At 74.9% G+C, this 12,040-nt stretch carries 13 protein-coding genes; 10 read left to right on the top strand and 3 right to left on the bottom strand.

The annotated features are described in order from the left end of the window. Positions 1-55 precede the first annotated feature (55 nt). The 10 genes from GA0070610_RS21870 (at position 56) to GA0070610_RS21825 (ending at position 7,864) form a co-directional block, all read left to right on the top strand. Complete coding sequence (locus GA0070610_RS21870; protein ID WP_089001781.1) at positions 56-1,600, top strand: P-loop NTPase family protein; 1,545 nt, start codon at positions 56-58, stop codon at positions 1,598-1,600. Positions 1,601-1,748: 148 nt separating this feature from the next. Beyond that, on the top strand, positions 1,749-2,039 hold the full coding sequence (clpS, locus tag GA0070610_RS21865) for an ATP-dependent Clp protease adapter ClpS (protein WP_089001780.1): 291 nt from the start codon (positions 1,749-1,751) through the stop codon (positions 2,037-2,039). A 2-nt stretch (positions 2,040-2,041) separates the two neighbouring features. Further along, complete coding sequence (locus tag GA0070610_RS21860; protein WP_172896708.1) at positions 2,042-2,536, top strand: DUF2017 domain-containing protein; 495 nt, start codon at positions 2,042-2,044, stop codon at positions 2,534-2,536. Positions 2,537-2,589: 53 nt separating this feature from the next. After that, positions 2,590-3,078, top strand: coding sequence for a Mov34/MPN/PAD-1 family protein (locus tag GA0070610_RS21855; RefSeq protein WP_089001779.1), 489 nt, complete (start codon positions 2,590-2,592; stop codon positions 3,076-3,078). A gap of 73 nt (positions 3,079-3,151) precedes the next feature. Continuing rightward, complete coding sequence (locus GA0070610_RS21850; RefSeq protein WP_089001778.1) at positions 3,152-3,505, top strand: MoaD family protein; 354 nt, start codon at positions 3,152-3,154, stop codon at positions 3,503-3,505. Positions 3,506-3,519: 14 nt separating this feature from the next. After that, the gene (locus GA0070610_RS21845; RefSeq protein ID WP_089001777.1) at positions 3,520-4,485 is read left to right on the top strand and encodes a PLP-dependent cysteine synthase family protein; all 966 of its coding nucleotides are present in this window, start codon (positions 3,520-3,522) and stop codon (positions 4,483-4,485) included. Between the two features lie 284 nt (positions 4,486-4,769). After that, on the top strand, positions 4,770-5,516 hold the full coding sequence (locus tag GA0070610_RS21840; protein ID WP_089001776.1) for an MBL fold metallo-hydrolase: 747 nt from the start codon (positions 4,770-4,772) through the stop codon (positions 5,514-5,516). 68 nt (positions 5,517-5,584) lie between these two features. Beyond that, positions 5,585-6,313: a ribonuclease PH gene (rph, locus tag GA0070610_RS21835; RefSeq protein WP_089001775.1), complete on the top strand. Its 729-nt coding sequence runs from the start codon at positions 5,585-5,587 to the stop codon at positions 6,311-6,313. Next, positions 6,310-6,927 (top strand): RdgB/HAM1 family non-canonical purine NTP pyrophosphatase, encoded by a 618-nt coding sequence (gene rdgB, locus GA0070610_RS21830; protein WP_089001774.1) that lies wholly within the window; start codon positions 6,310-6,312, stop codon positions 6,925-6,927. Before rph ends, rdgB begins: the two co-directional genes overlap by 4 nt. Before the next feature lie 22 nt (positions 6,928-6,949). Further along, positions 6,950-7,864 (top strand): AEC family transporter, encoded by a 915-nt coding sequence (locus GA0070610_RS21825; RefSeq protein ID WP_231925765.1) that lies wholly within the window; start codon positions 6,950-6,952, stop codon positions 7,862-7,864. Between the two features lie 51 nt (positions 7,865-7,915). Here GA0070610_RS21825 and hutH read toward each other — a convergent pair whose 3' ends face one another. Genes hutH through GA0070610_RS21810 form a run of 3 tightly spaced genes read right to left on the bottom strand, consistent with a single transcriptional unit; the run spans position 7,916 to position 11,999 of the window. After that, positions 7,916-9,451, bottom strand: a complete 1,536-nt coding sequence (hutH, locus tag GA0070610_RS21820) for a histidine ammonia-lyase (RefSeq protein ID WP_089001772.1) — start codon at positions 9,449-9,451, stop codon at positions 7,916-7,918. Further along, positions 9,448-10,644, bottom strand: a complete 1,197-nt coding sequence (hutI, locus tag GA0070610_RS21815; protein WP_089001771.1) for an imidazolonepropionase — start codon at positions 10,642-10,644, stop codon at positions 9,448-9,450. Before hutI ends, hutH begins: the two co-directional genes overlap by 4 nt. After that, a complete protein-coding gene (locus tag GA0070610_RS21810; protein WP_089001770.1) occupies positions 10,641-11,999 on the bottom strand; it encodes a formimidoylglutamate deiminase in 1,359 nt (452 codons plus the stop codon). The genes hutI and GA0070610_RS21810 overlap by 4 nt, the downstream gene beginning before the upstream one ends. Positions 12,000-12,040: the final 41 nt, after the last annotated feature.

The raw sequence follows: 12,040 nt of genomic DNA, 5'->3' as shown, positions 1-12,040 counted from the left end.
GACGTTTCCACGCGGCCGGCCGCTGCCGGTCGCCTGCCACGGGAGGCCGCTTTCGATGAAGCCCGGCCCTCTCCCCGCCGTCGGAGTGCCCGACGGCGACGTCGCCGCGGCGGCCGAGCTGCCCCGTCGGGGGCGACTGCCCGTCCGGCTGGGGGCGACCGAACCCCGGCCGGAGGAGCCGCTGGCCGTGATCGGCGTCGGCCCGGCCGGCGCGGGGCGGCCCGAGGTGCTCGCCCGCCTGCTCCAGCTCGATCCCGCCATGCTCGCCGTGCCGGCCGGCAGCTGGCTCGTGGTGAGCCACTCCCGGGTGCCGACGCGGGCCGCCTACGTGCCCGGCTACCGCCAGCCCCACTCCTACGGGGCCGACCGGCTGGCCGCCGGGCCGGCGCTCGCGCGCCCGCCGCGCCGGGTCGAGCTGAGCCTGCCCGAGCCCCTGCTGCGGCACTTCAGCCTCGTCGACACGCCCGACACCGGGTCGCTCGGGGTGGCCGGCGGCCAACTGCTGCTCGACGCGGCGGTCCGGTCCGGGGCGGTGCTCTTCGTGATCGCCGCCGACCAGGCCTTCGCCGCCGTCGAGCTGCACCTGCTCGCCGACCTGGCCCGCGCCGGGGTCGAGGTCGTCTTCGCGGTGACCCCGGGCGCGGGCGGCTGGGCCCCGCTGGGAGAGGACGCGGCGACGACGGAGGACACGGGGGTGTCCGTCGGGCTGGCCACCGCGCCGGTGGATTCCGTCGCGGTCACCGTCGAGGCGCACCGGGCGGCCCTGCTGGCCGCCGTCCCCGGGCTCGCCGGCGCCCGCTGGTTCCCGCTAGCGGCGGCGGACGACGGGGCGGACCTGCGCCGGGCCCTGGTCGGCTGGGCCGCCGACGAGGGGCTGCGGCGCGCGAGCGCCGAACCGCCGGTGCTGCCCGGCTCGCACGGCCGGGTGCCGGTGGTGGCCGAGCCGGGCGACTGGTCGGAGCAGCTCGACCGGCAGGCCCGCTCCTCCTCCCGGCGCATCCGCCAGCACCTCGCCCTGGAGCTGGCGAGCATCCACCTCCGCGTGGTCCAGGAGATCGTCTTCGGGGTCGGCTGCGCCGGCCTGCCGCAGCTGCTCGACCGGGAGATGGAGGCGCTGTCGCTGCTGGCGACCGCCCAGTGCGACGAGGCGGTGCGGGGGCTCATCGACGAGGCGGCCGGCCGGGTCTTCGGCGCGCCGCTGCCGGTAGGCGTCCGTCGGCGCCTGTACGCCCCGGTGCGCTGGGCCCTGACGGACCACCGGGGCGAGCACGAGCTGGACCGGGTGCTGCTGGTCACCAGCACCGGCGGTGTGGCGGGGCTGACCGGCGCCGGGGCGGCCGACGCCCTGGCGAGCCACCCCTGCGTGGAGCGCGTGGAGGTGCTCCCGCCGGTGGCCGTGGCCCTCTCCGGCGGCTGCTGGCAGCACTGGCGCAGCCCCGGCAACCGCGACTCCAACGCCGCCCGCGCCTGGGCACAGCGCGCGCTGCGCGAGGTCGAACTCGAGCTGTCCCGGGAAGTGTCCCGGCGGTTCGAGGTGGTCCGGCTCTCCCTGGACGGGGTGCTCTCCGATGCTGTCGACCACGGCATCCTGCTCGCCTGAGGGCGGCCCGTCCGCTCGCGGCGTCGGCACCGGGCCGAGGCCGCCGCTGGTTGCCGCCGACGCCCCTGACCAGGCCGGACGCGGTGATCCACGCCGGTCCGGCGTTCCGGTTCCTCGGTTCGCCGAATCCGGTGGCACGATGGGGGGCATGGCGGCTCCGCAGGTTGCACCTGTCGAAACGCCGGACACCGACGAGGTGCCGGCGTCCGATCGGCCGTGGGTGACGATCGTGTGGGACGACCCGGTCAACCTCATGACGTACGTGACCTGGGTCTTTCAGAAGCTCTTCGGCTACAGCCGGGAGAAGGCGGAACAGTTGATGCTCGACGTGCACCACAAGGGCCGCGCCGTGGTCTCCAGCGGCGCCCGGGAGCGGATGGAGCACGACGCGTCGCAGCTGCACGCGTACGGGCTGTGGGCGACGGTGGACCGGTCGTGAGCATGTTCCGTCGCCAGGGCGACCGCTACGTCGCCACCTTCGCCGTCGACGAGGTGCGGGTGCTGCGCAAGGTGGCATCCGAGGTGGTGGGGCTGCTCACCGACGGCTTCGACCACACCGATCCGGTGGTGGGCCGGCTCTTTCCCGAGGTCTACCCGGACGACGCGTCCGGCACCGCCGAGTTCCGCCGCTACACCGAGGGCGACCTGAAGACCGCCAAGATCGACCAGGCGGGGGCGATCCTCGCCTCGCTGCCCGACTCGGCCGGCGGCGAGGTGCGCCTCGACGCGGAGGCGGCCGAGGCGTGGCTGCGGGCGCTCAACGACGCCCGGCTGGCGATGGGCGTCCGGCTGGAGATCAAGGACGGCACCGACCTCGGCGAGGAGCTCGACGACGCGGTCGCGGAGGATCCGACCTCCAGCCGGGTGTTCCAACTGTCGGTCTACGCGTACCTCGGTTATCTCCAGGAATCCCTGCTCAACGCCCTGATCGACTAGTCGTGACCGTCGCCACCTTAAGGTCGCGGCAGGTACGCGTTAGGCTGGAGCACGTGCTGAGCATCGACCGGTCGATCGTCGAGGCGATCGTCGCCCACGCTCGTCGGGACCACCCCGACGAGGCCTGTGGCGTGGTCGCCGGTCCCGCCGGCAGCGACACCCCCGCCCGGCACATCCCGATGGACAACGCCGCCCGTTCCATGACGTTCTACGAGTTCGACTCGATGGAGCAGTTGCGGGTGTGGCGCGAGATGGACGACCGGGACGAGGAGCCCGTCGTCATCTACCACTCGCACACCGCCACGGAGGCGTACCCGTCCCGGACGGACATCTCCTTCGCCGGTGAACCCGGCGCGCACTACCTGCTGGTCTCCACCCGCGACCCCGACTCGGAGGAGATCCGCTCCTTCCGGATCGTCGACGGCGTGGTGACCGAGGAGCCGGTCCGGATCGTGGAGGCGGGGGTGGACCCGCACGCCGTGCAGTCCTACATGTTCGGGCAGAGCCCGGCGACGGTCGACTACGAGTGTTCCGGCCGCTGATCCAGCGCCGTCCCACCCGTCCACGTCCCGTCACCTTCCGGCACGCCCGACCATCGTCAAGGAGCACGACACCATGGCCATCGAGGTTCGCATCCCCACCATCCTGCGCAGCTACACCGGCGGCGCGAAGGTCGTCGAGGGAGCCGGCGACACGCTGGCCGACCTGCTCGCCGACCTGGACTCCCGGCACGCCGGCCTGCGGGCCCGGCTGGTCACCGAAGCCGGTGCGCTGCACCGCTTCGTCAACGTCTACGTCAACGACGAGGACGTCCGCTTCCTGGGCGCGCTGGACGCCAAGCTCAACGACGGCGACAGCGTGACCATCCTGCCGGCGGTCGCCGGCGGCGCGTTCGGGTTCGCCGCCGCCGCCGCGATCGCCCAGCACGGCGCCGCGGTGGCCGCGCGGTCGGCCGTCGCCGCCCGCTGACGGCGGCGGTCGCCATGGCGCGGTACGACAGCCTGCTCGACGCCTGCGGGGGCACGCCCCTGGTCGGGCTGCCCCGGCTCTCCCCGACGGTGCCCGACGGGGCGCCGCCGGTGCGGCTCTGGGCGAAGCTGGAGGACCGGAACCCGACCGGCAGCATCAAGGACCGGGCGGCCCTGTTCATGGTCCGGGCGGCCGAGGAGGCGGGCCGGCTGCGGCCGGGCGACACCATCCTCGAACCGACCAGCGGCAACACCGGCATCTCGCTGGCGATGGTGGCCAAGCTGCGCGGCTACCGGCTGGTCTGCGTGATGCCGGAGAACGTCTCGACCGAGCGGGTGCAGCTGCTCCGGATGTACGGCGCGGAGATCATCTTCTCGCCGGCGGCCGGCGGCTCCAACCAGGCGGTGGCCACCGCCAAGCAGATCTCGGCCGAGCACCCCGACTGGGTCATGCTCTACCAGTACGGCAACGACGCCAACGCCCGGGCGCACTACGAGACCACCGGCCCCGAGCTGCTGCACGACCTGCCCACGATCACGCACTTCGTGGCGGGTCTCGGCACCACCGGGACGCTGATGGGCACCGGGCGCTACCTGCGGGAGAAGGTCGACGGCATCCAGGTCGTCGCGGCGGAGCCGCGCTACGGCGAGCTGGTCTACGGGCTGCGCAACATCGACGAGGGCTACGTCCCGGAGCTCTACGACGCGTCGGTGCTGTCGCGGCGCTTCTCCGTCGGCACCCGCGACGCGGTGCTGCGGACCCGGCAGCTCGTCGAGGTGGAGGGCATCTTCGCCGGGTTCTCCACGGGCGCGATCCTGCACGCCGCCCTGGCGGTGGCGCACGAGGCCGTCCGCGCCGGGCAGCGGGCCGACGTGGCCTTCGTGGTCGCCGACGGCGGCTGGAAGTACCTCTCCACCGGGGCCTACGGCGGCACCCTCGCCGACGCGGAGGACGCCCTGGAGGGCCAGCTCTGGGCCTGACGTCCCGTGGCCGGGCCGCCGACACCCGTCGGCGGCCCGGCCACGCGTCGGGGCTCGTGGCCCGGCCGGTCCACTCACCCAGCGCTACCGCCGGACGGCGTCTCGTCACGCCGGCGGTGCGGCCGGCGCGGCGGGATGTCACGTTGATGACAACTTCCAGTGGATGACTCTTGTCGCCGCGCGGGCGCGCGTAGGCTGCCCTGCGTGGCGTACGCGTCGGTAGAGATCATCCACGGCGGGACCGTCGACGCGAAGACTACACAGCGTGACAGTGAGATGACTCGATGCGACTGACCGTCCTCGGCTGCGCGGGCAGTTTCCCCGGTCCCGAGTCCCCCTGCTCGGCCTACCTCGTCGAGGCGGACGGCTTCCGACTGCTGGTCGACTTCGGCTCCGGGTCGCTGTCCAACCTCCAGCGCTACGCCGGGCTGCACGCCCCCGACGCTATCGTCCTCACCCACCTGCACTGCGACCACATCCTCGACGCCGCCTCGTACGTGGTGGTGCGCCGCTACGCCCCCGACGGCCCCTGCCCGCCGCTGCCGGTCTACGCCCCGTCGGGCGCGCCGGACCGGCTGGCGGCCGTCTACGGGCAGGAGGACAGCACGGTCGAGGACGTCTACCAGTTCTACGCCCTCGAACCCGGCACCTTCCCGATCGGCCCCTTCGCCGTCACCGTCGACCGGGTCAACCACCCCGTCGAGACGTACGGCGTCCGGCTGGAGCACGACGGCCGGGTGCTCTGCTACTCCTCGGACACCGCGCCCTGCGACGCGCTGCTCCGGCTGGCCCAGGACGCCGACACGTTCCTCTGCGAGGCGAGCTACCTCGACGGCGTGGAGAACCCGCCGGACCTGCACCTGACCGGCCGGGAGGCCGGCGAGGCGGCGACCAAGGCGGGGGTGGGCCGGCTGCTGCTCACCCACCTGGTGGCGGCCTGGGGCAGCGAGGCACACACCGTGGAGTCGGCCGGCGCCGCCTTCGACGGGCCGCTCGAGGTGGTCCGGCCCGGCGCCAGCTACGAGATCTGACCGGCCGCCGCGCGCCGGGGCGGGACACCCCGGGGCGCACCGCTCGGGGCACCGCATAGGGTGCAGGGATGGCACGACCTGACGGGCGGCGACCCGACGAACTCCGACCTGTGACGTTGACCCGGGGCTGGAGCACCCATCCGGAGGGCTCGGTGCTCGTGGAGTTCGGCGGCACCCGGGTGCTCTGCACCGCCAGCGTCACGGAGGGGGTGCCCCGCTGGCGCAAGGGCTCCGGGCTCGGCTGGGTGACCGCCGAGTACGCGATGCTGCCGCGGGCCACCAACACCCGCTCCGACCGGGAGAGCGTGAAGGGCCGCGTCGGCGGGCGTACGCACGAGATCTCCCGGCTGATCGGCCGGAGCCTGCGGGCCGCCATCGACCTCAAGGCCCTCGGCGAGAACTCGATCGTGCTCGACTGCGACGTGCTCCAGGCCGACGGCGGCACCCGCACCGCCGCGATCACCGGCGCGTACGTGGCGCTGCACGACGCGGTGACCTGGCTGGCCGGGCGCAAGTCGCTGGTCGGCAAGCCCGAGAAGGTGATGCACCGCTCGGTGGCCGCGATCAGCGTCGGGATCATCGACGGCGAGCCCCGGCTGGACCTCGACTACGCCGAGGACGTGGCCGCCGAGGTCGACATGAACGTGGTGTGCACCGGCACCGGCGAGTTCGTCGAGGTGCAGGGCACCGGTGAGGCGGGCGTCTTCGCCCGCGAGCAACTCGACGCCCTGCTCGACCTGGCCGTCGCCGGCTGCGTGGAACTGGCCGAAGCCCAGCGGAAGGCGCTCTTCTCATGAACAAGGTGCTGCTCGCCACCCGTAACCGCAAGAAGCTCGTCGAGCTCCAGCGGATCCTCGACGGCGCGCTCGGCGCGCACCGCGTCGCCCTGATCGGGCTGGACGACGTCGAGGAGTACCCGGAACTGCCCGAGACCGGCCTGACCTTCGGCGAGAACGCGCTGATCAAGGCGCGGGAGGGCTGCCGGCGCACCGGCCTGCCGACGATCGCCGACGACTCCGGGCTGGCCGTCGAGGCCCTCAACGGCATGCCGGGGGTGTTCAGCGCCCGCTGGGCCGGCCGACACGGCAACGACCAGGCCAACCTCCAGCTCGTCCTGGACCAGATCGCCGACCTGCCCGACGAGCACCGGGCCGCGTCCTTCGTCTGCACGGTGGCGCTGGTGCTGCCCGGTGGCAAGGAGCACCTGGTCGACGGCCGGCAGGCCGGGCGGCTGCTGCGGGCGCCGCGCGGCGACGGCGGGTTCGGCTACGACCCGATCTTCCTCGGCGACGGGCAGGACCGCACCAACGCGGAGCTGACGCCGCAGGAGAAGGACGCGGTCAGCCACCGGGGCAAGGCGCTGCGGGAGCTGGCCAAGCTGGTCGCCAAGGTGCTGCCGCCCGCGAGCTGACGGCCCCGCCCCGGTGGGAGGGGTGCTGACGGGCTTCGCCGTCATCGCCACCGTCATCGCCGTCGGCTACGCGCTCGGTCGCGGCGGGGTGCTGGGGCCGGAGGCGGCCACCGTCCTCTCCCGGGTCGCGTTCTTCGTGGCGACCCCGGCGCTGCTGTTCCAGACGGTGGCCCGGGCCGACGTGCCCGCGATCGTCTCGTCCGCCCTGGTCGTGACGGTGACGAGCACCATCGCCGTGGCGTCGCTGTACGTGGCCGTCGCGCGGCTCTGCTGGCGCCGCCCCGTCGCGGAGTCGACGATCGGGGCGCTGGCCTCGTCGTACGTCAACGCGGCGAACATCGGCATCCCGGTCGCCGTCTACGTCCTCGGCGACGCCGCGTTCGTCGCGCCCGTCCTGATGTTCCAGCTGGTCGTCGTGACGCCGGTCGCGTTCGCCTTCCTCGAGGCGGCGACGGCGAAGAGGCGACCGTCGCTCGGCACCGTGGTGCTCCAGCCGCTCACCAACCCGGTCACCGTCGCGTGCGCGCTGGGCGTCGCGGCCAGCCTGACGGGGTGGCTGCCGCCGGAGCCGGTGCTGCGGCCCATCGCACTCGTCGCGGCGATGGCGGTCCCCGCCACGCTGATCGCGTACGGCGTCTCCCTGCACGGCGCGCCGCGGCCCGGCTCCGGCGACACCGGTCGGGACGTACGCCTCGCGGTCGTCCTCAAGACCGTGGCCCAGCCCGCCGTCGCCTACCTCGTCGCGCGCTTCGCGATGGGGCTGCCGGCCGCCCTCGTGCTGGCCTGCACGGTCACCGCCGCCCTGCCGACGGCGCAGAACGTCTTCGTGTACGCGGTCCGCTACGGCCGGGGCACGGTCCTGGCGCGCGACTCGATCCTGCTGTCGACGGTGACCGCCGTGCCCGTGCTGATCGGGGTGGCGGTGCTGGCGGGCTGACACCCGGCGGGCGCCCGGGCCACCGTGGCGCGACGGTGGCCCGGGCGGCCGTCAGTCCAGGGTCCCGATCTCGCGCTCGATGGCGGCGCGCAGGTCGGGCCCGGCCACCACGGCCCGGGCGGCCTCCATCAGCGGGGCCAGGAAGACGTCCGGCCCGGGTTCCCCCGCGATGCCGCCGAGCGCCGCGACGGCGGCCCGGCCGGCCGGCGACGGGTCGAGCGGCGCGCGCAGCTGGAGCCCGCGTACGCCGGCGAGCAGCTCGACGGCGAGCAGGCTGGTCAGGTTGTCCAGCACGGTGCGCAGCTTCTTGGCCGCCGCCCAGCCCATCGAGACGTGGTCCTCCTGCATCCCGCTGGTGGGCAGCGAGTCCACCGACGCGGGCGCGGCGAGCCGGCGGTTCTCCGCGACGATCCCGGCCGCCGTGTACTGGGCGATCATCAGCCCGGAGTTGACGCCGGCGTCGGGGGAGAGGAAGGCCGGCAGGTCCCGGGACCGGGTGACGTCGAGCAGCCGGTCCACCCGGCGCTCGGCGATCGCGCCCACCTCGGCGGCGGCGATGGCGAGGAAGTCCGCGGCGAAGCCGAGCGGCGCGCCGTGGAAGTTCCCGGTCGACTCGACGCGGCCGTCGGGCAGCACCACCGGGTTGTCCACCACCGAGACCAGCTCCCGGCCGGCCACCGTGCGGACGAAGTCCAGCGTGTCCCGGGCCGCCCCGGCGACCTGCGGCGCGCACCGCATCGAGTACGCGTCCTGCACCGCGTGCGCCAGGTCGTCGCGGTGCGAGTCCATCACCCGGGAGTCCTGGAGCAGCCGGTGGATGTTCGCCGCCGAGGCCGACTGCCCGGGGTGCGGCCGGATGGCGTGCAGCTCCGGCAGGAACGGCCGCTCCGAGCCGAGCATCGCCTCGATGGCGAGGGCGGCGGTGACGTCGGCCATCGTGAACAGGTGCGCGGCGTCGTGGATCGCCAGCAGCAGCATGCCGAGCATGCCGTCGGTGCCGTTGATCAGCGCCAGCCCTTCCTTCGCGGCCAGCCCGACCGGCGTCAGCCCGGCCCGGCGCAGCGCGTCGGCGGCCGGCAGCCGCTCGCCGGCCGGCCCGAGCACCCAGCCCTCGCCGAGCAGCACCAGCGCGCAGTGCGCCAGCGGCGCCAGGTCGCCGGAGGCGCCAAGCGAGCCGTGCTCCGGCACCCACGGCGTCACGTCGTGGTTGAGCAGGTCGACCAGCGCCTCGGCGAGCAGGGGCCGGACCCCGGAGCGGCCGAGCGCCAGCGAGCGGACCCGTAGCAGCATCATGGCCCGGACCACCTCGCGCGGCATCGGCGCGCCCACGCCGGCGGCGTGCGAGCGGATCAGCGCGTGCTGGAGCTCGGCCCGCCGCTCGGGCGCGACGAAGGTGTTCGCCAGCGCGCCGAAGCCGGTGGAGACGCCGTAGACCGGGCGGCCGGCGGCCTCGATGCCGTCGACGATCGACCGGCTGGTGGTCATGGCGTCCACGGTGGCCGGGTCGAGCACGACCTTGGCGGAGCCGCGCGCCACGGCGAGCACGTCGGCGGGGGAGATCCCGGTGGGCAGGATGGTCACGGTCATTGGAGCACTCCGTTGCGCAGGACCTGGCGGATCAGTGGCACCCCCGGCCGGTAGGCCAGGTGCAGGTGGGAGGGGGCGTCGAGGATCATCAGGTCGGCCCGCGCCCCCACGCCGAGCCACCCGATGTCGTCGCGGCGCAGCGCCCGCGCGCCGCCGGCGGTCGCGGCCCAGACGGCCTCCGCCGGGGTCATCCGCATCTCGCGTACGGCGAGCGCGACGCAGAACGGCATCGACGAGGTGTACGACGAACCGGGGTTGCAGTCCGTCGCCAGCGCCACGGTGACGCCGGCGTCGAGCAGCCGGCGGGCGTCCGGGTACGGCGAGCGGGTCGAGAACTCGGCGCCGGGCAGCAGGGTGGCGACCGTGGTCGGCACGAAGCCGGAGACCCACGTCTCGCCGGCCGAGGCCAGCGCGTCGACGTCGGCGTCGGTGAGATGGGTGCAGTGGTCGACGCTGGCCGCGCCCAGCTCCACGCCGAGCTGGACGCCCGGCCCGGGGCCGAGCTGGTTGGCGTGCACCCGCACGCCCAGCCCGACGGCCTGCCCGCAGGCGAGGATGGCGCGGGCGTGGTCCACGTCGAACGCGCCCCGCTCGCAGAAGACGTCGATCCAGCGCGCGTGCGGCGCGGCGGCGGCCAGCATCGGCCCGCACACCAGCCCCACGTAGTCGTCGGGGCGGTCGGCGTACTCGGCGGGGACCACGTGCGCGCCGAGGAAGGTGGTCTCCTCGCTGACCTCGGCGGCGATCCGCAGCGAGCGGGCCTCGTCGGCGACGGTGAGGCCGTACCCGCTCTTGATCTCCATGGTGGTGGTGCCCTGCCGCAGCGCCTCGCCGCGCAGCCGCCGCACGGTGGCCCGCAGCTCGTCGTCGCCGGCCGCCCGGGTGGCGCCGACCGTGGTCCGGATGCCGCCGCCGGTGTACGGCTGCCCGGCCATCCGGGCGGCGAACTCGGCGGCCCGGTCCCCGGCGAAGACCAGGTGGGCGTGGCTGTCCACGAAGCCGGGGAGCACGGCGGCGCCCCGCGCGTCCAGGTGCCGGTCGGCGGCCGGCGCGTCGCGGGACGGCCCGATCCAGGCCACCCGCCCGTCCTCGACCAGCAGGGCGACGTCGCGCCGGATGCCCAGCGGTCCGTCCTCGCCCCCGAGGTCGTTGGTCACCAGCTCGCCGATGTCGTCGACCAGCAGACTGCTCAAGAGGTCACCTCCTCGATCGCCGCGGTCAGCTCGGCCGGCACGTCGACCGTCAGGTGCCGGCCGTCGCGCACCACCGGCCGGCCGTCCACCACGACGTGCGTGACGTCGGCCGCGCCCGCCGCGAACCACACCCCCACCGGCGGTACGCCGGCCGTGCGCGGGCTGTCCAGCCGCACGCTCACCAGGTCGGCGCGCGCCCCGACGGCGAGCCGCCCGGCGTCGCGCCAGCCCAGCGCGGCGTGACCGCCCACGGTGGCCGCGTCGCGCAGCTCGGCGGCGCTGAAGTGGCCCCGCCGGCGGGTGCGCAGCCGCTCGTCCAGCTCCACCGCGCGGGCCTCCTCGAAGAGGTCGACCACGGCGTGGCTGTCGCTGCCCAGGCTGAGCGGCAGGCCGACGTCGGCCATCCGCCGGGCCGGGCCGATGCCGTCGGCCAGGTCCCGCTCGGTGGTCGGGCAGAGGCAGACGCCCGTGCCGGCGTCGGCGAGCAGGGTGAGGTCGCCGCCGGTCAGGTGGGTGGCGTGCACGGCCGTGGTGCCCGGGCCGAGCGCCCCCCGGTCGGCGAGCAGCCGGGCCGGGGTGCAGCCGTGCACCGCCCGGCAGGCGTCGTTCTCGGCCGGCTGCTCGGAGAGGTGCACGTGCAGGGGCGCGCCGCGCCGGTCCGCCCAGCCGGCCACGGTGGCGAGCTGCCCGGCCGGCACCGCCCGCACCGAGTGGATCGCCGCACCCACCCGGACGTGGTCGTCCGTGGGGCGGAACGCGTCGACGCGCTCCGCCCAGCGCAGCGCGTCGCCGTCGCCGAAGCGCCGCTGCGGCCCGGCGAGCGGCTCCCCGTCGACCGTGGCGGTGAGGTAGCAGGTGTCCAGCAGGGTGATCCGGATCCCGGCGTGCGCGGCGGCCTCGACCAGCGCCGCGCCCATCGCGTTCGGATCGGCGTACGGGGTGCCGTCCGGATCGTGGTGCACGTAGTGGAACTCGCCGACGCAGGTGATCCCGGCCAGCGCCATCTCGGCGTAGGCCGCCCGGGCCAGGGCCAGGTACGAGTCCGGGTCGAGGCGCCGCGCCACGTCGTACATCCGGTCACGCCAGGTCCAGAAGTCGCCGCGCCCGCCGTGGGTGCGCCCGCGCAGCGCCCGGTGGAACGCGTGCGAGTGGGCGTTGGCGAGCCCGGGCAGGGTCAGCCCGGGCAGCCGCACCGCGTCGGCCATGACCTCGACGCCGGCGGGCGGCGTGCTCCCGGCCGTCAGCGGGGTCACACCGGTGATCCGCCCGTCGGCCGTCTCGATCAGCACGTCGGCGGTCGGCTCGGCGTGGTCGGGCAGCCAGGCGTACTCGGCGAGCCAGCGGGTCCGGGTCATCTCGTGCGCCCCCTGTCGAGCTGAATCGTCTGCGACATCAG

The sequence above is a fragment of the Micromonospora echinofusca genome, assembly GCF_900091445.1.
GTDB classification, from domain to species: domain Bacteria; phylum Actinomycetota; class Actinomycetes; order Mycobacteriales; family Micromonosporaceae; genus Micromonospora; species Micromonospora echinofusca.
Note: the sequence above shows the minus strand (reverse complement) of the source record. Positions and strands in the feature narration are given on the sequence as shown.